The 22,328-nt window shown below is 58.3% G+C and carries 16 protein-coding genes; 7 read left to right on the forward strand and 9 right to left on the reverse strand.

All coding sequences use genetic code 11. The features are described from left to right. Positions 1-184: 184 nt before the first annotated feature. Both C1Y43_RS20800 and C1Y43_RS20805 read right to left on the reverse strand, forming a co-directional pair. Positions 185-1,588 carry an autotransporter outer membrane beta-barrel domain-containing protein gene (locus C1Y43_RS20800; protein ID WP_104189565.1) on the reverse strand — a complete coding sequence of 468 codons (1,404 nt, stop codon included), beginning with the start codon at positions 1,586-1,588 and terminating at the stop codon, positions 185-187. A gap of 148 nt (positions 1,589-1,736) precedes the next feature. Continuing rightward, positions 1,737-5,411 carry a S6 family peptidase gene (locus C1Y43_RS20805; RefSeq protein WP_158252677.1) on the reverse strand — a complete coding sequence of 1,225 codons (3,675 nt, stop codon included), beginning with the start codon at positions 5,409-5,411 and terminating at the stop codon, positions 1,737-1,739. A 178-nt stretch (positions 5,412-5,589) separates the two neighbouring features. On the opposite strand from C1Y43_RS20805, the gene C1Y43_RS20810 reads away from it, so the two are divergent. Further along, a complete protein-coding gene (locus tag C1Y43_RS20810) occupies positions 5,590-5,937 on the forward strand; it encodes a hypothetical protein (protein ID WP_104189629.1) in 348 nt (115 codons plus the stop codon). Between the two features lie 457 nt (positions 5,938-6,394). On the opposite strand, the gene C1Y43_RS20815 is transcribed toward C1Y43_RS20810, so the two are convergent. Continuing rightward, positions 6,395-6,889 carry a helix-turn-helix domain-containing protein gene (locus C1Y43_RS20815; protein ID WP_104189569.1) on the reverse strand — a complete coding sequence of 165 codons (495 nt, stop codon included), beginning with the start codon at positions 6,887-6,889 and terminating at the stop codon, positions 6,395-6,397. Positions 6,890-7,208: 319 nt separating this feature from the next. Here C1Y43_RS20815 and C1Y43_RS20820 point away from each other — a divergent pair, with 319 nt between their 5' ends. Then, positions 7,209-8,231 carry an alpha/beta fold hydrolase gene (locus tag C1Y43_RS20820; protein ID WP_104189571.1) on the forward strand — a complete coding sequence of 341 codons (1,023 nt, stop codon included), beginning with the start codon at positions 7,209-7,211 and terminating at the stop codon, positions 8,229-8,231. Positions 8,232-8,238: 7 nt separating this feature from the next. On the opposite strand, the gene C1Y43_RS20825 is transcribed toward C1Y43_RS20820, so the two are convergent. The 3 genes from C1Y43_RS20825 to proP form a co-directional block, all read right to left on the reverse strand. Next, a complete protein-coding gene (locus C1Y43_RS20825; protein WP_088516893.1) occupies positions 8,239-9,213 on the reverse strand; it encodes a diguanylate cyclase in 975 nt (324 codons plus the stop codon). Positions 9,214-9,328: 115 nt separating this feature from the next. Further along, the gene (hemB, locus tag C1Y43_RS20830; protein ID WP_031279816.1) at positions 9,329-10,306 is read right to left on the reverse strand and encodes a porphobilinogen synthase; all 978 of its coding nucleotides are present in this window, start codon (positions 10,304-10,306) and stop codon (positions 9,329-9,331) included. Between the two features lie 452 nt (positions 10,307-10,758). Beyond that, a complete protein-coding gene (gene proP, locus C1Y43_RS20835) occupies positions 10,759-12,264 on the reverse strand; it encodes a glycine betaine/L-proline transporter ProP (protein ID WP_021508120.1) in 1,506 nt (501 codons plus the stop codon). A 358-nt stretch (positions 12,265-12,622) separates the two neighbouring features. On the opposite strand from proP, the gene C1Y43_RS20840 reads away from it, so the two are divergent. Together C1Y43_RS20840 and C1Y43_RS20845 are read left to right on the forward strand one after the other, a co-directional pair. Continuing rightward, a complete protein-coding gene (locus tag C1Y43_RS20840; RefSeq protein ID WP_058774975.1) occupies positions 12,623-13,414 on the forward strand; it encodes a hypothetical protein in 792 nt (263 codons plus the stop codon). Further along, a complete protein-coding gene (locus C1Y43_RS20845; RefSeq protein WP_021508122.1) occupies positions 13,407-13,877 on the forward strand; it encodes a hypothetical protein in 471 nt (156 codons plus the stop codon). Before C1Y43_RS20840 ends, C1Y43_RS20845 begins: the two co-directional genes overlap by 8 nt. Before the next feature lie 27 nt (positions 13,878-13,904). Here the strand turns inward: C1Y43_RS20845 and C1Y43_RS20850 are convergent, their stop codons facing one another. The 3 genes from C1Y43_RS20850 to C1Y43_RS20860 form a co-directional block, all read right to left on the reverse strand. Then, positions 13,905-14,864, reverse strand: a complete 960-nt coding sequence (locus C1Y43_RS20850) for a D-2-hydroxyacid dehydrogenase family protein (protein ID WP_104189573.1) — start codon at positions 14,862-14,864, stop codon at positions 13,905-13,907. Then, the gene (locus C1Y43_RS20855) at positions 14,839-16,443 is read right to left on the reverse strand and encodes an EAL domain-containing protein (RefSeq protein ID WP_104189631.1); all 1,605 of its coding nucleotides are present in this window, start codon (positions 16,441-16,443) and stop codon (positions 14,839-14,841) included. The genes C1Y43_RS20850 and C1Y43_RS20855 overlap by 26 nt, the downstream gene beginning before the upstream one ends. A 339-nt stretch (positions 16,444-16,782) precedes the next feature. After that, positions 16,783-17,859 carry an AI-2E family transporter gene (locus tag C1Y43_RS20860; protein WP_088516889.1) on the reverse strand — a complete coding sequence of 359 codons (1,077 nt, stop codon included), beginning with the start codon at positions 17,857-17,859 and terminating at the stop codon, positions 16,783-16,785. 208 nt (positions 17,860-18,067) lie between these two features. Here C1Y43_RS20860 and C1Y43_RS20865 point away from each other — a divergent pair, with 208 nt between their 5' ends. The 3 genes from C1Y43_RS20865 to iolB all read left to right on the forward strand — a co-directional run bounded on the left by C1Y43_RS20865 (position 18,068) and on the right by iolB (position 22,250). Continuing rightward, positions 18,068-19,291, forward strand: a complete 1,224-nt coding sequence (locus C1Y43_RS20865) for an MFS transporter (protein ID WP_058774977.1) — start codon at positions 18,068-18,070, stop codon at positions 19,289-19,291. A gap of 614 nt (positions 19,292-19,905) precedes the next feature. Then, the gene (locus C1Y43_RS20875) at positions 19,906-21,411 is read left to right on the forward strand and encodes a CoA-acylating methylmalonate-semialdehyde dehydrogenase (protein ID WP_021507389.1); all 1,506 of its coding nucleotides are present in this window, start codon (positions 19,906-19,908) and stop codon (positions 21,409-21,411) included. Between the two features lie 23 nt (positions 21,412-21,434). Then, a complete protein-coding gene (gene iolB / locus C1Y43_RS20880) occupies positions 21,435-22,250 on the forward strand; it encodes a 5-deoxy-glucuronate isomerase (RefSeq protein WP_104189574.1) in 816 nt (271 codons plus the stop codon). Positions 22,251-22,328: the final 78 nt, after the last annotated feature.

Consider the following 22,328-nt stretch of genomic DNA (forward strand, 5'->3'; position numbering starts at 1 on the left):
CCGGGGATAAATCTACGAAGCAGGCTTTATGCCCAGGGGGCGCCCCCATCTCACCAGCAACTTCCCGATGATCAGTCGGGGATCATCATACCCGGAGGAGAATGATCGGGATATAAGGGGCGCCATTTATGGCGACCAAACCACCCATCGCCAGCCATTCACCACCGCTTTCCTTATTATTAATTTAAAACGCCACTTTCACGCCGCTCAGTACATTCCAGTCGCTCACGCCGGGGCGATCCAGCCGCTGCTGCACCTGCAACTGCGTGCCGATCTCCACGTTTTCATGCAGCTGCCAGCTGACGTAACCGCCCAGCTGGGCGCTGTGGCGGGCGCGCTCAATCGGTAATCCGCGCATATCGCCGGCATCCAGCGTATTCTGCCTGCCGCTGTGCCAGACATAACGCGCCTCCAGCCCGAGTTTCACTGACGACAGCGGCTGATAGTCATACTTCACACCGCCAGCCAGGCTGTACTGCGGCGTCAGCTGATAGTTCACCTGCGCACCCTGTTGCTCGGTAAAATCAGCAATATGCAGCCACTGCACACCGGCTGCGGCCAGTGGCATCAGGCTATGCGCATCCTGCTGCCAGCGCCAGCCCGCTTCTGCACCGATATTGCCGCTAACGGCGCTGATCCGCGCAACTTCACCCTGAGTTTCATGGCGTAAGGTGCCGCGATAATGCGTCAGCCCCAGCGGTACCTCCAGCTGCCAGCCCTCAGGCGGCTGAATGCCGATCAGCGCATTAATACCCTGGGTTTGCATACGCAACTGGCTGCGTCCCGCCGGCGTATCCGACAGCATAGTCACTACGCCTTTATGCATGCCCGCACTCAAGGCCAGCGGGCTCTGTTCCGCTTCTGGCGTCCAGCGTGCACCCAGCATCCAGCCCTGATAGCGGCTGGTGGCATCGCTATCACCCTGCGCACTGCGATAGCGCTCGCCGCCGCTATAGCCATACACAAACAGGTTGTGATGATCATCCAGACTCATCTGCCGGGCAGCGAAGTGGAAGCGGGTTTGCATGGAGTCGTTGAGGGCATACAGCATGTTGGGCAGGGCGAGGTAGGTCGGGATTTGTGGCGCGGGTGCTAACTGTGGCGGTTCCGGTTCAGGCGGCGGTGGAGGCGGCAATATAACAACTTCGCCATTACCGGGATCGGGTTCCGGCATTATTTCACCCGGGATATCAATAAGATTAGGGATGCCATTGTCTGGCTCTCCGGTCACTACCACGTTTTGTAACCGGTAATACCACAAATGATGGCTGTTGTTGCCAGCCAGCACATTGGATCGCACCAGGCCAGACGTGGCCGGATTGATCTCATCAAACCACGAGCCGCGGGCGATTATTTTCCCAAGCTGTTTAATCCCTTCGCCGGTCTGGCGGCTGACCTGCGCAAGCAGCGGCAGCTCAGGGATTTCCTGGGTTGATGGACCATGAAAGGATTCCGGTGGATGCGGAATATTCGCAGCGTTAACGTTATTATTTTGTGATGTGGAAAATGCAGGGTAGCGCTCATCAGCGAATGCAGGAAGGCTATAACAGAACGTACTGATCACCAGCGTCAGCGGGGTAAGTTTCATATTCTCTTCCATGGATGAAAATAGCGAGAATCGCAAACCTAAAGCGACCGACTAACGTGGCAATTAAGTTTTGTCTGGTTTTTTTTCAGAAAAGCATAAAAAAGCCCGGTAAGACATGTCCCGGGCTGATGCGTGGTGAAAGCCGCAATTAAAAACTGATTTTCACACCGGCCTGCAGATTCCAGTCGCTGATGCCTTCCTGCGTCAGGCGCTGCTGGCCCTGAAGCTGGGTGTTAAGCTCCAGATTATCCAGCACCTGCCAGCCGGCGTAACCGCTGTACTGCAGGCTGTTGCCGCCGCGTCCGGTGGCGAAGCGCGCCGCCTGCTGGCCGTCACCAATCGCCACCCCATCGCGCTGGCTGATGCGCTGCACGTAGCGCGTTTCCGCGCCCAGCTTCAGCTTCTGGTTGAGGCGGAAGTCGTATTTTACTCCGCCGGAGAGCTGCCACTGCAGCGGATTCCGGTAGCTGACCTGTGCGCCGTCGCTGTCGGTGAAATCATTGATATCGAGCCACTGCGCATTCACACCGGCCACCGGCGTTAGCGCATGCGCGCCGGACTGCCAGCGCCAGCCGCTGTCGAGCCCGAGGTTCGCGCCGCGCGCTTTCAGCTGCGCCACGTTACCGCGCAGGTCGGTGCTGACGCTGCCGCGATACTGCATCACGCCAGCCGGCACGGCCAGCTGCAGGCCCTGATCGGGCTGCCAGCTCAGTAGCGCACTGGCGCCCAGCGTATCGACGCGGGCGTGACTGTTGCCGTCACGCGCTTCCGGTGTGATGCTCAGGTTGCCTTTATTGACGCCGACACTCAGCGCCAGCGCGGACTGCAACGGGAAGCGGCTGCCAATCATCCAGCCCTGATAGCGGCTGTGGAAATCGTAGCCGTAATCCATAAAGCCGCCCGCACTGTGATAGCGATCGTCACCGGTGTAGCCGGACACAAACAGATCCGGACGGCCCTCTGCGCTCGCCTGCTGTGCGCTGCTGCTGAACAGCGCTTGCAGGTTATGCGTCACGTTGTGGAAGGCGGCAGGCAGCGAGATGTAGGCCGGCACCTGCGGAATCACCGCCGCGCGCACCTTACCTGGCTCCGGTTTTGGCTCTGGCTGCGGCACCTGCGGATTTTCCGGTTCCGGCTGCGGTTCAGGCTCGGGTTGCGGTTCAGGCTCGGGCTGCGGTTCAGGCTCCGGCTCCGGCAGGTAAGGTTCGCGGTTATCCCCTTCCGCCAGCAGAATGTTTTGCAGGCGGTAATCCCAGAACTGATCCCCTTCGCCCGCCACCAGACGCTCATCGCCACTGGCGCGGCCCGGTGCAAAGGCGTACAGACCGTAAGCCCAGGCGCCGCGCGCCACATAGCTGCCGGCCAGCTGGACGCTGTCGGCGTGCGCCTGGCCACCGACCTGCACCAGCGACACACCTTCATTGTTATCCGCTGCGCCGTTGTGGTTGCGATCGCTATCGATCCAGCTGGCCTGCGGTTTTACCGTCAGCCACAGCGGCGCATCGTCCGGCTGTTGCAGATCGCCATCGATCAGCAGGCGATCGCTGGCGTTATTGCGGAACGCGGAGTTCAGCACCAGCGCCGTGTCGCGCCCGTGGTGCAGATCGCCAAGGCGCATGGCTGACCAGCTGTCCGGCGCATTGTTCCAGCCCGGTGCCAGCGTGACGTTATCGGCGAGGCTGGCATGATTGATGACGCCGCCGCCGGAGAGCAGCGTGCCGGTGGCCATGTTCAGCGGCGTGTGCAGCCGGCCGCTCACTTCCAGCTCGCCCTGCTGCACTTCAATGCCCTGCTGGTTACTGACGTCACCGCTCAGCGTCAGCCGGCCGTCACCGCTTTTAATCACGCGGCCCTGGCCACTGATATTGGCGCTGATGGTGGAAGCCAGCTCGCCCAGCGTGCTGACGTACTGCGCGATGTCGGCAATCAGACTGGAAGCGGTGCCGCTCAGGTTGATGTCGCCGGCCAGCGTGGATCGCCCCAGCACGTTAAGCGTGGCCTCATCGGCCAGCGTGATATCGCCGGTAACGTGGGCGTGCTCAGCGACGGTTAGCGCGGCGTCCTGCGCCACCTGCAGCTGGTTGATGTGATACGTTTTGTCCTGCCAGTCATTGGCAAAGAACACCTTCCCGGCGTGTTCCACCTGTTCGCCGCTCAGCGTCAGCACACCGTCGGCCACCGCCAGCTGATTAAGCTGCGCGCCGCCGGCCAGCTGCCAGCGCTGATGGGTGGTCACGTTGAGGTTATCGCGTGAGTCCGCTTCGCCCAGCTCGCCGAGGAACAGGCGGTTATCGCCGGTGAGATCGAGATGCGCCAGCGTCTGGCTGCGGTTAACGATGCGCGCGCCACTGTCGTTGTGCAGGATATCGTCGAAGGTCAAATCGAGGCCGTTAACGTCCAGCGTACCGCCGCGATAGCCGAAGCGGATGTTGTCGGTGCTTAACTGATCGGCGCTGTTGAGTACCACGGTCGGGCGGCCGCTGAACAGGGTGACGGTGGAGAACGCCTGTTTACGCCCCTGCGCGTCGGCCTGCTGGTCGAGGATGACCGTGCCGTCGCCGACATTAAGCGCGCCGGGATTGATGCCGCTGGCGTTAACGTGCAGCGTGCCGGCGCCGATTTTGTGCAGCGCATCATCCTGCAGGCCGTTAACCTGCCACAGCACGGTTTTGTCCTTGTCGACCTCAACGCCGCCGCCGGCCCAGCTGAAGTTGCTGTCGCCTGCGCCGCGCAGGATGTAGTCATTGGAAAAATGCAGGCGGCCGGCACCGAGATTGACCGACTGCGCCAGCTCGATGATGCCGCCTTCGCCGTTGAAGCGCAGATCTTTGGTGGCGTCGAGCTGTTCATTGCTGGCGCTGGCGGGTGCGGTTTCGGCCTGAGCCTGATCAAGCCCGTGCCATTGCCAGCTTTTGCCATCCTGCGTAATGCTGTCACCGCGCCATTCGAGGGTAGTGCCGCCGCTGTCTTCAACATCAGCATCCCTGACGGAATCCATTACCTCCTGCACATACTTCACATTAATTAAGGTACTACCAGCGAAATGCTTGTAGGTGGTGCCACCACCATAAATGTTAGAATGGACGCCGAGTTGTATCCAGCGCTTGTCGATACTGTCCCAGGCAAATATCGGACTACCGCTATCACCTGGACGGGTACCAATGCTCAACGGAGAAAATGCCGGATTATCTGGCGCGAAGGTTCGCCACTTTATGTAGTAATGATAGAAAGTTGTAATGGCTTCGGGTTTGAAGGTTCCACCAGTGTTATAGACGTAGGCCCCATCGATGGGTATCAATTTACCGGATTCGGGATCATCAATTTGCTGATAACCGGCACCCAGGCGTGCATATACGGTATAACGGCTGCGATTTGCCAGAAAGTCTTCTTCGGTGATGTATGGGGTAGGCGCGCTTTCAACAATTACCTTATTCACCCGCGGCAAGTGAAAATCTCTCGAAGGATCATCGTTATAGTTAATGCCGCGGTAAGTCGGCGCGAACCTGGCTTTGTTGCCTAAGTTCAGCGACAGGACATATCGAATATGTTTGGCGCCTGTGACAAAAGATGGCGCGATAAATGAGCTGAAACCCTCGTCGCTGACCATACTGAAGTCCGGCATCGGCACGTCCAGTACATAGCCCTCAAAGCTGCCGTCTTTGCGATAGAGGGGAATATCGGTGGCACCGATAGCATATTTGCCCCGGTTTTCGGCAAAATCGCGGTATTCCTGCACGTCAATGTCATGGCGCATAATCCCGGCATAGGGTGAACCGCTAAGGCACAAGGTACCAATCAGCAGCGCCAGCTGGCTTTTTTTCATGATGTTCATTCCCTGAATGACGAGGAAAATTGAGCGGGCTACTTTATAAGCACATCGGTGTATCCCCCGTTAAGCCTCGTCTCAATCTGCCGGAGAAAAGCCTGAAAATGACGTGCGGCATGGCGCGGCGAATCTGTTAAGATCGCGGCGTTTTCTTTTTCAGCTGGTCAATAAATCCATGTTAAAAATCAAATTCCTGCTGCCGCTGCTGCTGGTTACCAGTGCGCTGGTCTGGTGGCTGATGCCGCATTACAGCGATGAGGACAAGGCTTACTACATCGCGACCTTTTGTACGCTGACCCATGACGGGCGCGATAACAACGCACAGGCGATGCAGCAGATTATTGAAGGCGGTAATTCGGATTACGCGCTGCAGAAGATTCATTTCCAGTCCGGGCTGGCCGAGCATCTGCAAACGGTGTGGCAGGATTTGTCGCCGCAACAGCAGCAGCAGGCGCGGCAGGACGCGTTTGTTTGTCGCCAGTTGATGTCAGATAAGCTGCTGCCGGGCCAGCCGGTGCGCTGAGAAATAACAGGGTTTCACCGGCCGGAAAATAACCGGGGGTGTTTCTGTCTGTAATGCCGAAAGGTCGCCATAAATGGCGACCCTACAGGAACGTTGCACGGTTTTGTCAGATGCGCATTTATCCGCACCGTGTCAGGATAATTGCACGGTTGTAGAGTGCGCATTTATGCGCACCGCGACAGGATAATTGCACGGTTGTAGGGTGCGCATTTATGCGCACCGTAACAAGGTAATTGCACGGTTTGTAGGGTGCGCATTTATGCGCACCGTGTCAGGGTAATTGCACGGTTGTAGGGTGCGCATTTATGCGCACCGTAACAAGGTAATTGCACGGTTGTAGGGTGCGAATTTATTGCGCACCGCCCGGACAGGCACGGTGAACCTGAACATCAGCACAATAAATCGCGCCGCTTAAACCTGTGCGGTTGTAAATATTTTCCCGAAATATCAGACGTGATTAACGTACCGCGCAGCTAATACGCGCTGGAAACTTCCCATTATTTTCGCTTACCGGATTAACAACCTGTTTTTCCTGCTCGCTGCGATTAAACCCGACTTTGCGACACAGCGCGCAGGGATCGTCACTATTACGCAACAGGGCTTCGGCAGCATCGCTCAGCTGGCGTTTGCGGCAGAATAGCGGCGTGCAGCCCATCACCTGTTTAAACGAGCGGGTAAAGGATTGCTGACTTTCGAAATGGTATTTAACCGCCAGACTGATAATCGGTGTGCGGCTGAATTTCAGCTCGTTCACGCAACAAATCAGTTTCTTTTTGCGAATATAACGCGCCAGCGTTTCGTTATGGTAACGGGCAAACAGTTTCTGTAAATACCATTTGGAATAGCCAGATTTCAGTGCAATATCATCAATGCTCAAACGTTGATCCAGGTTGGCCATAATCCATTCGGTCACCGAATCAATCACCCCTTGGTTGTATTTTTGCTGCATCATTATGGTCCTCCAATAACTCGACACAGTGTAATTAAATTAAACTTTTTAAGCACTGACGTAACGTAAAGTTTTATCAGGAAATGGCTTTTTTATTAATTGTCATCAAGACTGGTCTTGTTTATCGTGAAATTAATCACCGACATGTTGTGATGATGTTGAATAGTTGCCGTAATTACGGCCGTTATTATTAACGCAAATGGGTTATCGCTTTGCGCGGCTTAACAGTCAAAGGTGTGACTGGCGGCGGCACGGCGCATCAATATCCACCGGTGGTTTTCGTGCCAGACTGAAGGTTTTTCCCCTGTACAGAAGAGGTCACATGACGTTTCGTTTTCGATTAAAACCGTTACTCAGCGTAGCGCTGACGTCAGCGATGCTGTGCGGCACGCTCAGCGCGCAGGCCGCTGAGGCCGTGTATGGCGAGCAGCTGGAGGGGTTTCACTATCCTTATCCGCTGCAGCATTTTGCCTTCTCCTCCCAGCAGCAGTCGCTCAGCATGGGCTATATGGACGTGAAGCCCGCGCAGCAGGCCAATGGTCAGACAGTGGTGCTGATGCACGGTAAAAACTTCTGCGCTGCCACCTGGGAAGACACCATCAACGCGCTGAGCCAGCAGGGCTATCGCGTGATTGCGCCGGATCAGATTGGTTTTTGCACCTCCACCAAACCCGCCCGCTATCAGTACAGCTTCCAGCAGCTGGCGCAAAACACCCATCAGCTGTTAGCGCAGCTCGGCGTTGAGAAAGCGGTGATCGTTGGCCACTCGACCGGCGGTATGCTGGCGACACGTTACGCACTGATGTATCCGCAGCAGACGCAGAAGCTGGTGCTGGTCAATCCGATTGGCCTTGAGGACTGGAAGGCGAAGGGCGCGCCGTGGCGCTCGGTGGATCAATGGTATCAGCGCGAGCTGAAGCTCGACGCGGCGGGCATTAAGAAATATGAGCAGCACACCTATTACAGCGGCCAGTGGAAGCCGGAATATGACAAATGGGTGCAGATGCTGGCCGGGCTGAATAAAGGACCGGGGCATGAGAAAGTGGCGTGGAATTCGGCGCTGATCTACGACATGATTTTCACCCAGCCGGTCTATTACGAGTTTAAAGACCTGAAGGTGCCGACCACGCTGATGATCGGCACGGCCGATACCACGGCGATTGGCAGCGATATCGCTTCACCGGCGGTGAAAGCGCAGCTCGGCCATTACAACGTGCTGGGCAAACAGGTGGCACAGCTGATTCCTGGCGCGCGGCTGATTGAGTTCCCCGGCATGGGGCACGCGCCGCAGATGGAAGCGCCAGCGAAGTTTAATCAGACGCTGATTGACGACCTGGCGCATTAAGGAGCGGCTATCTGCGCGGCTGCCTTTTCTGGTACTTGGCGGCGTACATGCGTGCGTCGCTGCTTTCCAGCAGCTGCTCCAGCGATTGCGGCTGCTGCGGATCAAATTCCACGATGCCCGATGAAAACTGCAGCGTGTAACGCCGCTCCAGATCCTGCATCTGTTTATGCAGATAGTGGGCGAAGCGCGCCAGCGTCGCTTCCGCTTCGTCCTGACGAATACCGTTCAGCAGCACCACAAACTCATCGCCGCCGAGCCGGGCAAAGATATCGGCATGGCGAAAACTCACCTTCATGGCATCGGCAAAGTCCATCAGCGCGCGATCGCCCTCGCGGTGGCCATGCCGGTCATTGATGGCCTTAAAGCCGTCGAGATCGAGAAACGTCAGGCTGGCGGGCAGCTGTCTCAGCTGGCACTCATTCAGCGCCATCTGACCCAGCGTCATAAAGCCGCGCCGGTTGGTGATTTGCGTCAGCTCATCGGACGTCGCGGTCTGAAACGCTACCAGCTCGGCTTCGGCCATGGCCGCCAGATCGCGCAGCGCGTGCAGATCCTCCGCGTTAAACTGGCGCGCATGATTATCGATGATGCACAGCGTACCGACTTTGGCACCGGACGGCGTGCGCAGCGGATAGCCCGCGTAGAAACGCACCGGATTGTCTGCATCGGTAACCAGCGGATTATCGCTGAAGCGCGTGTCGGCCAGCGCGTCCTCAACCACCATCACCTCATCCTGCAGGATGGTGTGGCCGCAAAAAGAGATGTTACGCGCGGTGGTTGGCCGATCAAAACCGTCGCTGGATTTAAACCATTGATAGTCATTCTCCAGCAGACTGACCATCGCGACCGGAACGTCAAACAGACGTCGGGCAAGGCGGGTTAAACGGTCAAAACGCTCTTCTGTGGGTGTGTGCAGAATGTTGAGCGCACGTAACTGGGCAAGACGCTGTGATTCGTCCGCAGGCAGTGCAGGTGCTTTCATCGCGTAACTCTTTTAATGATGGATGTGTTACAGCAAACCGGATGTCGTGCCCGCGCAGGGGCAGAGAGCACTAAACAACCGCGGCAATCCGCGATTGTTTAGCGTAACGAGAGGATCAGAGCACTTTTTGCTCGGCAAGATCAAGGGCGAAATAGCTGAAAATGAGATCTGCACCGGCACGCTTAATGGCACCTAAGCTCTCCAGCACCACATTACGTTCATCAATGGCGCCCGCCTGAGCGGCAAATTTGATCATCGCGTACTCACCGCTCACCTGGTAAGCCGCCAGCGGCAGCGTGGTGCGCTCGCGGATATCACGCAGAATATCGAGGTAAGCGCCTGCCGGTTTGACCATCAGCGAATCTGCACCTTCCGCTTCATCAATCAGCGACTCGCGAATCGCTTCACGGCGGTTCATCGGGTTCATCTGATAGGTTTTGCGGTCGCCTTTCAGCGCGGTGCCCGCTGCTTCACGGAACGGGCCGTAGAACGACGAGGCGAATTTGGTGGAGTAAGACATGATAGCGGTATCGGTAAAACCGGCCGCGTCCAGCGCCTGGCGAATCGCTTTCACCTGGCCATCCATTGCTGCTGACGGCGCGATGAAGTCGGCACCGGCCTGCGCAGCAACCACCGCCTGTTTGCCGAGGTTAATCAGCGTCTGGTCGTTGTCGACGCCGTGATCGCACAGCACGCCGCAGTGGCCGTGACTGGTGTATTCACAGAAGCAGGTATCGGACATGACAATCATTTCCGGCACCGTGTCTTTGCAAATGCGCGACATGCGCGCCACGAGGCCGTTTTCGTTCCACGCATCGCTGCCGGTGGCATCGGTGTGGTGCGATATACCAAAGGTCATGACCGAACGGATACCGGCTTTGGCGATGCGTTCGATTTCGTACGCCAGACGTTTTTCCGGAATGCGCATTACACCCGGCATGGCGTTGATTGGCACGTAATCATCCACGCCTTCTTCAACGAAGATCGGCAGGGCCAGATCGTTCAGGCTGAGGTGGGATTCCTGGAACAGTTCGCGCATCGACGCGCTTTTGCGCAGTCTTCTTGGGCGCTGAATGAGATTGAAATCAGACATGCTCGGTTAACTTATGCTGGTGAAAAAAGTGGCGACAGTTTACCCCTTTTCGCCGGGTAGCATGAAGGATTGTGTGCGGTGCGGGCCGGGCGTCGTTGCCGGTCGGCATGAATGCCGACCCTACAGCGCACCCGGCAACCGCCGAATCACAACCCGCCGTTACCCGTAGGGTGCGCATTCATGCGCACCAGGCAACCGCAGAATCACAACCCGCAGTACACCCGCAGGGCACGCATTCATGCGCACCGGGAATCAGCAGAATCCCAACTCGCAACACACCCGTAGGGTGCGCATTCATGCGCACCGGGAATCAGCAGAATCCCAACCCGCAACACACCCGTAGGGTGCGCATTCATGCGCACCTGGAAGCATCACCGCAGCACCCACATTCTCACGCACCCAGCCACCGCAGAAACAAAACTCCCGCCGGGTGGCGGGAGTGGAAGGGCAGATTACTCGTTGATGTCCGGGTGCTGCTGCACCAGGTTTTTCCGCTTCGCCTCAAGGCGGGCGATCTCTTCATCAATATCTTCAATCTTCTGCTCGATGTTGTCGTGATGCTCCTGCAGGATCTCACGCGCTTCTTCGAGGTCCGATGCCGCCGGTGTCGCGCCGCGCAGCGGTTTGTTGGCGGTCTCTTTCATGTACAGACCGGTCACCAGACCGACCACCGCCACCACCATCAGGTAGTAAGCCGGCATATACAGATTGTTGCTGGCTTCCACCGCCCAGGCGGTCACGGTTGGCGTCAGACCGGCAATCAGAATCGAGATGTTGAAGGCGCTGGCCAGCGCACTGTAGCGAATGTGCGTCGGGAACATCGCCGGCAGTGACGAGGCCATCACGCCGGTGAAGGCGTTGAGGATCACCGCCAGCAGCAGCAGACCGGCAAAAATCAGCCCCAGTACGTTACTGTTGATCAGCATAAAGGCCGGAATCGCACAGAAGAACAGGGCGATACTGCCGACGATCACGAACGGACGACGGCCGAAGCGGTCGCTCAGCATGCCCATCACCGGTTGCACAAACAGCATCCCCATCATGATGGCGATGATAATCAGCACGCCGTGATCTTCCGAGTAGTGCAGGTTATGCGACAGATAGCTCGGCATGTAGGTCAGCAGCATGTAATAGGTCACGTTGGTAGCGAGCACCAGACCGATACAAGCCAGCAGGCTTTTCCAGTGTTTGCTGGCAATCTCTTTAAACGACACTTTCGGGCCGTCGCGCAGACCTTCGCGGTCGCCTTGCTCCAGCTTCTCAACATGCTGCTGGAACGCTGGGGTCTCTTCCAGTGCGTGACGCAGATACAGGCCGATAATGCCCAGCGGCAGCGCGAGGAAGAACGGAATACGCCAGCCCCAGTCGAGGAATTTCTGCTCGCCAATCACCGTTGAGATCAGCACCACCACGCCCGCGCCCAGCACGAAGCCAGCAATCGAACCAAAGTCCAGCCAGCTTCCCATGAAGCCGCGCTTACGGTCCGGCGAATACTCGGCGACGAAGATCGACGCACCGGTATATTCCCCGCCCACCGAGAAGCCCTGCGCCATTTTCGCCAGCAGCAGCAGTATCGGTGCCCAGATGCCAATCGAGGCGTAAGAAGGGATCAGGCCGATACAGAAGGTACTGATCGACATGATGACAATGGTGATCGACAGGATTTTCTGGCGACCGTATTTATCGCCCAGCATGCCGAAGAACAGGCCGCCCAGCGGACGGATCAGGAACGGTACCGAGAAGGTCCCGAGTGCGGCAATCATCTGCACGCCAGGCGAGGCGTCCGGGAAGAACACTTTACCCAGCGCGTAGGCCACAAAGCCATAAACACCGAAATCGAACCATTCCATCGCGTTACCGAGTGACGCGGCGGTAATGGCCTTACGTAAACGAGCGTCATCGATAATCGTGACGTCATCCAGCCCAATAGGTTTTACACGCTTCCTACGTAATTTCATGAGGTTACCCTGTATTGGAATTCAAAAAGTCCTCAACGCTGCGGACTCGGTGGAGCGTTCAGTCCGCGGCGTTGAGAAAATTAAAGCATAGCCGTGAAAGTGGTTTTTTCCCTGGCCTGCCAAAGCAATTATTACTCAGGTAATTATTGCATCCCGCGACAGAGTATACCGTTTAAATGTGATATTTGTCATGTTTCCGCCAATAACTGGCTATTTTTTGGCTAAAACTATGGCCGTTTTGGTCCACAATCGCGGCAAAAAAATTGTCTGAATCGCGACGCAGGCCGCAGCGTAGATGCGCGGGCGAGCGAAAATATCTATACTTGCGCCAGTTTCTCTGCCGGAGATCGGGCGCCGCATGGCACGCTTTGTTTTATTTGCAAAAAGTCTCTGTTTTGACGTTGACCAGCAGGTCCTCTTTCCGGTGCAGTCGCCCGCGCACCGCGTGGCACTGACGCCGCTGCAAACCGCCATTCTGCGGCGCGTGATTGACGCGGATGGCAAACTGGTGCGCAACCAGACGCTGCATGCGCTGTTCCAGCGCGTCCCCAGCGACACACCGTTCGCCGAACGCCTGACGGCCACCATTGCCGCCATCAATCAGCAGGCGCAGCTGGCACACGCGCCGGGGCCGCTGGTGCATCAGGTGCCGCTGATTGGCTGCGTGCTGGCCGATCAGGTCGATGTGGCGCCGCTGAGCGATGAGCCGGTGGCTGCGCCAGCGGCAGCGGTGGTCAGTCCGCAACCTGCGCCCGCGCCGGCCAGCGTAAAGAAGAAGCGGCCTGTGCTGCGCTGGGTAATCGTTGCGCTGCTGCTGGTGAATGTCGCGCTGGCGCTGCTGGCACGCCAGATGTTTGCGCCGGTGCAGCACGATGCGCTGGATTTCCGGCCGCTGCTGCGCATTCAGAACAGCCAGGTGTTTATCCCCAGCCACCTGAAAGCCGATTCGTGGGTGGTGCAGGACGCGCTGCGGCGCTATCGGCAGTGGCAGCCGCGCCTGCCGGATGGCTCAGCGCCGCCGATGGTGTACATCAACCCGGTGCGCACCCGACTCTTTTCCAGCACCTTCCTGTGCGCCAAACCGATCGCGCAGAAGGACAACGAATGTATTTCATGGATGGTATCAGCGCAGGAGATTCCTGATGCGTAAAGCGATAATCACCACGGCGGTGGTGCTGGCCTTTGTGCTGCCGTGGGCGCTGGCGCTGCTGCTGCGGCCGGCAGAACCGGTACCGGAGTGGTGTGAAGTGCCGTATCGTATTGATCATGAAGGCGCGCCGGCTGGCGCGATTGATGCCACCATTCGCACGCGCTTTAAGGCGGACGGCAGCGGCAGCTCAACGCTGACCGGCACCGTTACGGTACGCGATCGCCACTATCGCCTGCATCGCGTATCCGATACCACCTGGCGCCGCCAGGGCGATTTCATGCTCAGCACCACGCGCAACGTACGTATCCTGGCAGACGACACCGTACCGCCCGCGCTGGCGGCGCAGATCGTGTTTTCGCCAGCGCGCGAGGGCAATAACGATTATTACCAGATGTACCAGCTGCCCAATGGCGACCAGATGATCAATTATGCCGGGCTGCCGCGCCTGTACTGCCACAGCTAACCCCTGTGCTGTCGACGCGCCGGGGGCTTAAAGCAGCGAGCGCAGCGGCGCGCCGTGCAGCCAGCCAGCAATATCTTCCACCGCCTCGCTGAAGTAGGTGCGGTAATTAGTGTCGGCGACATAGCCCAGATGCGGCGTTGCCAGCACGTTCGGCAACTGACGCAGCGGATGATCGGCCGGTAGCGGCTCCTGTTCAAAGACATCCAGCCCCGCGCCCGCCAGCTGACCAGACTGCAGCGCGCTGATCATCGCCTGCTGATCGACAATCCCGGCGCGCGAGGTGTTAATCAGTAGCGCGCCCGGCTTCATGTGCGCCAGCGCCGCGCCGTCCAGCAGATGACGGGTGCGCTCACTCAGCACCAGATGAATCGATACCACATCGCTCGCCCTGAGCAGCGCCGGCAGTGAAGCCATCTTCTCTGCGCCGCACGCCGCTGCGCGTGCTTCGCTCAGGTTCTGGCTCCAGGCGCACACGCGCATGCCAAAGGCGCGCGCCACGTTAGCCATCTCACCGCCAATCTTGCCCAGCCCAAGCAGGCCGAGGGTTTTGCCGTGCAGCGCCATGCCCAGCGTATGCTGCCACGCACCGTTACTGCGCAGCGCCTGGCTCTCCGCCGGAATATGGCGTGCCAGACCGAGCAGCAGCCCCCAGCTCAGTTCCAGCGGCGCCGCGCTGCTACTGGCGGTGCCGCACACCGCAATCAGCCGTTCGGCACAGGCGTGCAGATCGATTGAGGCATTGCGCATGCCGGAGGTGACAATCAGCTTCAGATTGGGCAGGCGGCCTATCAGCCGGGCGCTGAGCGGCGTACGTTCGCGCATCACCACCAGAATGTCGGCGTGCGCGATGTGAGCGACCAGTTCATCTTCGTCGGCGTAGTGGCGGTGCAGCGCGGTAGTTTGTACCTGCGGTTGCAGCGATGCCCAGTCGGCCAGCGACAGGGCAACATTTTGATAATCATCAAGAATGATGCAGTTCAGGCTCATGGTGGTCCTCAACGGGAAGCGGTTGGTGCCCCTGCTGATTAAGCCAGGCGCGAAGCTGGTTATTGTCCATCGGACGGGCGTAATAATAGCCCTGAATAAATACCACGCCACGCTGCTGCAGATACTGAAATTGCAACGCGGTTTCTACCCCTTCACCCAGTACCTCGAGCTGCAGCTTGTGGCACAGATTGATGATGGCATCCAGCACCGGGGTTTCGATCTCCAGTCCTTCGATGGCGTTGATAAAGCCGCGGTCAATCTTCAGGTAATCGAGCGGGAAGGTCATCAGATAGGAGAGCGCACAGTGGCCGGTGCCGAAGTCGTCAATCGCCACCTTCATGCCATGCGACTGCAGATAGCGCAGCTTGCGCGACACCGCGTCGCCGTCCTCGATCAGGCTGCGCTCGGTGAGCTCCAGCGTGATCAGCATCTGCTTGTCACGGATGTTGCGGGCAAAACGCATCATGTCCTGCACAAAATCGGGGTGTTGCAGATGCTCAGCTGCGAGGTTAAAGCCTATGTGGAAGCCCGGTTCAACCTGCCAGCTCTGGATATCTTCCGCCATCATCGCCAGCAGATGCTGGGTCAGCGGCACGATCATGCCTTCCGCTTCGGCATGGCTGATGAAGATATCCGGGCGGATCATTTCGCCGTTGGGCCGCTGCCAGCGCATCAGCGCTTCCGCACCGGTGCAGCGTTGAATCCCGGTGCTGTACACCGGCTGATAGTGCACCGTGAACTCACGGTTGCGTATCGCCCGGCGAATTTCATCCGCCCATGAGAGGCGGCGGCGCAGCCAGTTGGCGGTCAGTACCATCAGCAATATCGAAAAGATGGCGGCCATCGGCAGGAAAATAAGCAGCGCCTGGCGCCAGGCTTTGATCAGCTCGGCGGCGGGTACCGTCACGCTGACGCTGATTGGATAGCGGCTGGACTCGGCCTGATAGTTGGCGCTGCTGAGATACAGCAGCTCTGGCGGGTCGTGCGGACCGCTGGCGATGGGGCTGCCGCCGTTGAAGCGCAGGCTCATCTGATAACGGTTCGACTCGCTGATGGCGCGCATAAAGTCCATCAGATACTGGCCATCAATCACCGCCCAGAAACCGCTGCTGTCCGGCAGGTGACGCACGAAAATCACCGCCGGGCGATCCGGTACGCCGGAGGTGCCGCGAATCGACAGGCTCCACCAGGCTTTGCCGGTCACCGGCGGCGACTGCATCATCATCCCGGCCAGCGTGTCGTGCTGCAGCCCGTAAGCCGACGAGCAGGTGATTTCGCTGCCCTGCAGGGTACCAATCGAGCGGAAGTAGGCGTTAAGGGTGCCGGCGCGCTGCAAATCTTCATCAATATCGGCGCAGCGACGATTCTGGTACTGACGCAGGCGGGTCACCATGTCCCAGGCGCTGTCGCTCATCTTTTCTGCCTGCGTCAGCAGGGCATTGGCGGTGGCAATTTGCTGCTGGCTGACCGTATGGCGCGCCTCAATGGCTGTGCAAAATATGCCCAGCACCAGCGGTAATAACCCGGCACAGACAATCAACAGCCAGCCAAAATCGCGTTGTCGTTTTTGCAGAGGCACCAGACTTTCCTCGGTCGGTTTAAGCAGCATTCAGGGAGCGCGTTACGGCGTCAGCAGCATAACACTTTCCCGCGGTCGTGCATGTTAGCGTTTTGATTTTCCACCAATCTGATACAAGTCAATTATGGTTCGCGCTTTGCGTTTATTGACAATGTTTTGCCGTTACTGGCATTTCCCGGCAGGAAAACACCCCGGACACGAGATGAGTAAGAATGTTGCGCCAGAATCATCAGGCATGGCGATGCGCGCTGACGCCATACGGCGGCAGCGTCACTGCGCAGGGAAGCTGCCAGGCGATCGACAGATACGGATCGTCTGGCATCGTGGCGTGGTAAGACGTTAAGGGCGCGGCGCGGGCCGGTTAGCTTTGACGCGCAGGCGCGGTTTGGGGCGGCCATTACCCAGCATTATCGCCAGCCGGCTGCCGCCCGGCGTGGTTTCCATCAGGATTTTGGTAACGCTGGTCAGCGGCACCGACAGCAGCATCCCGACCGGACCGAGCAGCCAGCCCCAGAAAATCAGCGACAGAAACACCACCAGCGTTGACAGCCCCAGCCCGCGTCCCATCAGGCGCGGTTCCAGCATATTGCCAAACACCATGTGAATGGCACTGAACAGCGCCGCCACCAGCACGGCGTCATACACATCATTCAGCACCAGCGCCTGAATAAACGGCGGCACACCGGCGATAATCGGGCCGATATTGGGGATAAAATTGAGGATAAAGGCGACAACGCCCCAGAACAGCGCAAATTTGACGTCCAGCAGCATCAGCACCAGCCATACCGACAACCCGGTAATCAGGCTGACCAGCGTTTTCAGTGCCAGATAGTGCGTGACGCCCTTCAGCGCTTTGTGCAATCCGGCGATGCGGATCTGCGGATTCATCATCGCGTTGCGCAATTTGTACGGCAGATGGTGCACCTCAAACAGCATGAACACCACGGTCAGAATCAACAGCACCACATTGGTCATGGCACCGGAGAACTGCGCCAGCAGCGTGGTAGCCATGTTCATAATCACATTGGGATCGAGCCGTGCCGCCAGTGCGCTGGTGGAGATATTGATATGAAACTGCGCGGCGAAATGCTGCAGCACCGTCAGCTTCTGTTCCAGCAGGCTGCGTATTTGCGGATAGGTATCGCTGAACTCGCTTACCGAACTGGCCAGCACCCCGACCAGCAGCAGCATCACAATAAAGATCACCGTGATCACCAGCGAGATCGCCACGCCGCGCCGCAGACCCCGGCGCATCAGCAGGGTCACCAGCGGATTAAGCACAATCGCCAGGAAGCTGGCGAGTAAGAAGGGCACCAGAATATCCGACGCGGCACGAATGCCCGCCAGAATAATCACTAACATCGCCAGCTTGACCAGGATGTTCTGGCCAATTTTCTCCTGTGGCTTTTCGTTCATTCCCTCTCCTGAATGGTGGTTCGCTGTGGAAAGTGTAGTTGAACGCCAGTAAGTAATTGTTTGTTTAGGAGTAAGCGAAGCGAACCCGATAAGCACCGCCGGAGATACCGCCATCAGCCCGCCGCTAATCGACGGTGCGCACGGCGAGAAAAGGCGTATAGTGAAGCTTCAGCTATAAAAATTCCGTCAAACACGAGCGCAATCACTCATGCCTGACCAGCCCGCCGCGGCCGAATACAGCCGCTTTCGTCTGAATTTACAGATTCTCTCCATCGTGAAGTTCAACTTCGCCACCTATCTCACCATTGGCCTGCCGCTGGCGGTGCTGCCGGGCTTTGTCCATGACGGCCTGGGCTACAGCGCCTTCTGGGCCGGCGTGGTGATCAGCCTGCAATATGTCGCCACGCTGCTGAGCCGTCCGCATGCCGGTCGCTATGCCGACAGCTGGGGACCCAAAAAAGTGGTGGTGCTTGGGCTGTTTGGCAGCCTGGTGAGCGGACTGTGTATTTTGCTGTCGGCGCTGATAGAGGAGCAGGAGGTGCTCAGCCTGGCGCTGCTGTGCCTCGGGCGCGTGCTGCTGGGCGTCGGGCAGAGTTTCTGCGGCACCGGCACCTCGCTGTGGGGCGTGGCGAAAGTCGGCTCGCTGCATATTGGCCGGGTGATCTCCTGGAACGGCATTGTCACCTATGGTGCGATGGCGATTGGCGCACCGCTTGGGGTGATGATCTTTCGCAGCGGCGGCCTGCTGCTGCTCTCCAGCGTGATTATCGCCATCAGCGTGCTGGCGATAGTGCTGGCGCTGCCCCGTGCGCCGGTGAAAGGCAGCAAGGCCAAACCGCTGCCGTTCCGCGCGGTGCTCGGTAAGGTGTACGGTTTTGGCCTGCTGCTGGCGATGGGCTCGGCGGGCTTTGGCGTGATCGCCACCTTTATCACCCTGTTTTATCAGGAGCAGGGCTGGGACGGTGCTGCCTTCGCGCTGACGCTGTTCAGCGCTGCGTTCGTCGGCATGCGCCTGCTGTTTCCCAATGCCATTAATAAGCTCGGCGGACTGCGCGTCGCCAGCCTGTGTTTTGCCGTCGAGGCGATTGGCCTGCTGCTGGTGGCGGGCGCGTTCGAACCGTGGATGGCGAAGTTCGGCGCTTTTCTCACCGGCGCCGGTTTCTCGCTGGTGTTCCCGGCGATTGGCGTGGTCGCAGTCAAAGTGGTGCCGCAGCAGAACCAGGGCAGCGCGCTGGCCACATATACCGCTTTTATGGATCTGTCGCTCGGCATCACCGGTCCGATCGCCGGCTTTATCATGAGCTTCGCCGGCGTACAGCTGGTTTATCTGCTGACTGCGCTGCTGGTGGGATTTGCGCTGCTTTGTACCCTGCGGATGATCAAGCGTCAGGCTGGGATGCCAGCCGGGGATGCTGCGTCCAGGTCGCCATAAATGGCGCCCCTAAAGCATGACAGAGCGCGCATTGATGCGCACCGGGCAATCGACGTCGCCAGCACCGTAGGGTGCGCATTGATGCGCACCAGGCAATCCGCTGCGGCAATCACGCATCGGATGGGGGAACAGGTGAAAAAAAGGCCTCCGACCGAGGCCAACACTAACAAAAGCGTGTCGCTAAGACACAGATAAGGGTTCGTTTCACATCGCATTGTCTGCAGATGCTGCAAAGAAAACATTTATTTCGTTTTAATTGAATTATGAAATAACGGATATTGGATCTGCCTCGCAAAAATTTCATATTTCGTTTCATCCAGCCACGCACCGGCGCTGACCCTCTCGCTGACGGATCGTCCTGATAATCTCCCTGCTGCTGATTACGGGTGCAGGCCGCATCGGCATTGTCATCAGGCCCGCACTTTGCGCCAGTCCGCTAACGCTGACGGAAAAATGCGATCCAGGCCGCTAAAAGTTAATTTTCCAAAAAGAACTATTTGAAAAATTTATTTCACTGTAATAGCTTCATAGCACGCTTTCCGTATTGCCTGATCGGGCGCGACCCAGACTGACCCGCGGCCTGCAGGGACCTTACACATCAAAGAGGCAACGACATGACTATCGTAGGAAACTTTATCGGCGGCAAAATCACGCACAGCGCCAGCAACGAAACCATTCCGGTCTACGATCCGGCGACCGGCAAAGTGATCCGCGAACTGACGCAAAGCACGGCGGCAGAAGTGGCGCAGGCCATTGAGGTCGCGCATGCGGCGTTTCCGGAATGGTCGAAAACGGCGCCGCTGCGTCGTGCCCGCGTCATGTTCAACTTCAAAGCGCTGATGGAAAAACATCGCGATGAACTGGCGGCACTGATTGTTTCTGAGCACGGTAAAGTCTGGTCCGACGCACTGGGTGAGCTGACGCGCGGCATCGAAGTGATCGAATTTGCCTGCGGCATTCCGCACCTGATCAAAGGGGAAAACTCACCGAACGTCGGTTCCGGCGTTGACAGCTATTCGCTGATGCAGCCGGTGGGCGTGGTCGCGGGCATTACGCCGTTCAACTTCCCGGCGATGGTGCCGCTGTGGATGTTCCCCATCGCGCTGGCGTGCGGTAATACCTTTGTGCTGAAGCCGCCGGCGCTCGATCCTTCTGCCTCGGTACGCATGGCTGAACTGCTGAAAGAAGCGGGGCTGCCGGATGGCGTGTTCAACGTGGTGCACTCCTCAAACGAAGACGCCGAGCAGCTGTATAAAGATCCGCGCATCGCGGCGGTCAGCTTCGTCGGCTCGTCCGGCGTGGCCGAGCACATCTACAAAACCGCCAGCGCGCATGGCAAACGTGTGCAGGCCTTCGGCGCCGCGAAAAACCACGCCATTGTGATGCCGGATGCCGATCTGGATGCCACCGTGAACGCCATCATGGGTGGTGCTTTCGGTTCTGCCGGGGAACGCTGCATGGCGCTGCCGGTGGTGGTGGCGGTTGGCGACGATACAGCCGACAAACTGATTTCGCGCCTGACGCCGCTGATCAAAGCGCTGCGCGTGGGGCCGGGCATGCAGCAGGGTGCAGAAGAGAATGAAATGGGGCCGGTGGTATCCGCTGCGCACCAGAAGAAAGTGCTGGGCTACATCGACAAAGGTGAGCAGGAAGGCGCGACGCTGGTGGTTGACGGACGCGGCGTGAAAGTCGCGGGCCATGAAGAGGGCTACTACGTTGGCGGTACGCTGTTCGATAACGTCACGCCGGAGATGGTGATTTGGCGCGAAGAGATTTTCGGACCGGTGCTGAGCATCATGCGCGCCAGCGACTTCGACAGCGCGCTGCAGCTGGTGAATAGCCACGAATTTGGTAACGGCAGCGCCATCTTCACCAGCAACGGCCATACTGCCCGTGAATTTGTGCACAACGTGGAAGCGGGCATGGTGGGCGTCAATGTGCCGGTGCCCGTGCCGATGGCGTTCCACAGCTTTGGCGGCTGGAAGCGTTCAGTGTTTGGTGCGCTCAACGTGCACGGTCCGGACGGGGTGCGTTTCTACACCCGCATGAAAACGGCGACCGTGCGCTGGCCGAGCGGTCAGCAGACCGTTTCTGAATTCAGTATGCCAACGCTGGGTTAATGTCGCGCAACAGGAGAAACAGGATGTCACTGATTTCAAAAGTGCAGCAGCCGGACAGCCACGGGCGTATCCAGCACGTGACGCCCGAGAGCGCCGGCTGGGAATATGTGGGCTTTGACGCTTATCTGCTGAAAAAGGGCCAGACGCTGCGGTTAAGCAGTGGTGAGAGAGAGCTGTGCCTGGTGCTGGTGGCCGGTCTGGCGTCGGTGAAAACCCGCGACGCAGAATTCCCTGGCATCGGTAAGCGCCTGTCGCCGTTTGAGCGCACGCCGCCTTACTCGGTTTATGTGCCGCATCATGATGAGGTTGAAGTCACTGCCGACAGCGATCTGGAGCTGGCGGTATGCAGTGCGCCGGGCAGTGGCAATCTGCCGGCGCGGCTGATTGCACCGCAGGATGTTGGCGTGGAGCACCGTGGCAAAGGGCGCAATCAGCGCCTGGTGCATAACATTCTGCCGGATAATCAACCGGCCGACAGCCTGCTGGTGGTCGAGGTGTATACCGACGAGGGCGCGACCAGTTCGTATCCCAGCCACAAGCATGATGAGAAGGACAGCGCGGACGAAACCTATCTGGAAGAGACCTATTATCACCGTTTCGATCCCGAACCCGGTTTCGCCATGCAGCGCGTCTACACCGACGACCGTTCGCTCGACGAGTGTATGGCCCCGTATAACCGCGATGTGGTGACGGTGCCGCGCGGGTATCATCCGGTGGCGACGCTGGCCGGTTACGATAACTATTATCTGAACGTGATGGCCGGGCCGGTACGGCTGTGGAAATTTACCTGGGAGAAGGATCACGCCTGGGTGAACAGCGAGCAGTATCCGCGCCGTTAATCAGGTCTCCGCGCGGTCGCCGGAAATGCGCACCAGATTAAACGGCGCACGCAAGCATATAAACGTGCACAGCCGTAG

It is taken from the genome of Pantoea sp. ICBG 828, from assembly GCF_002928355.1.
Taxonomy (GTDB): Bacteria; Pseudomonadota; Gammaproteobacteria; order Enterobacterales; family Enterobacteriaceae; genus Pantoea; species Pantoea dispersa.

Coding starts and splice junctions, on each gene's coding strand:
- C1Y43_RS20800 (WP_104189565.1), bottom strand. CDS start 1,588: ATGAAACTTACCCCGCTGACGCTGGTGATCAGTACGTTCTGTTATAGC.
- C1Y43_RS20805 (WP_158252677.1), bottom strand. CDS start 5,411: ATGAAAAAAAGCCAGCTGGCGCTGCTGATTGGTACCTTGTGCCTTAGC.
- C1Y43_RS20810 (WP_104189629.1), top strand. CDS start 5,590: ATGTTAAAAATCAAATTCCTGCTGCCGCTGCTGCTGGTTACCAGTGCG.
- C1Y43_RS20815 (WP_104189569.1), bottom strand. CDS start 6,889: ATGATGCAGCAAAAATACAACCAAGGGGTGATTGATTCGGTGACCGAA.
- C1Y43_RS20820 (WP_104189571.1), top strand. CDS start 7,209: ATGACGTTTCGTTTTCGATTAAAACCGTTACTCAGCGTAGCGCTGACG.
- C1Y43_RS20825 (WP_088516893.1), bottom strand. CDS start 9,213: ATGAAAGCACCTGCACTGCCTGCGGACGAATCACAGCGTCTTGCCCAG.
- hemB (WP_031279816.1), bottom strand. CDS start 10,306: ATGTCTGATTTCAATCTCATTCAGCGCCCAAGAAGACTGCGCAAAAGC.
- proP (WP_021508120.1), bottom strand. CDS start 12,264: ATGAAATTACGTAGGAAGCGTGTAAAACCTATTGGGCTGGATGACGTC.
- C1Y43_RS20840 (WP_058774975.1), top strand. CDS start 12,623: ATGGCACGCTTTGTTTTATTTGCAAAAAGTCTCTGTTTTGACGTTGAC.
- C1Y43_RS20845 (WP_021508122.1), top strand. CDS start 13,407: ATGCGTAAAGCGATAATCACCACGGCGGTGGTGCTGGCCTTTGTGCTG.
- C1Y43_RS20850 (WP_104189573.1), bottom strand. CDS start 14,864: ATGAGCCTGAACTGCATCATTCTTGATGATTATCAAAATGTTGCCCTG.
- C1Y43_RS20860 (WP_088516889.1), bottom strand. CDS start 17,859: ATGAACGAAAAGCCACAGGAGAAAATTGGCCAGAACATCCTGGTCAAG.
- C1Y43_RS20865 (WP_058774977.1), top strand. CDS start 18,068: ATGCCTGACCAGCCCGCCGCGGCCGAATACAGCCGCTTTCGTCTGAAT.
- C1Y43_RS20875 (WP_021507389.1), top strand. CDS start 19,906: ATGACTATCGTAGGAAACTTTATCGGCGGCAAAATCACGCACAGCGCC.
- iolB (WP_104189574.1), top strand. CDS start 21,435: ATGTCACTGATTTCAAAAGTGCAGCAGCCGGACAGCCACGGGCGTATC.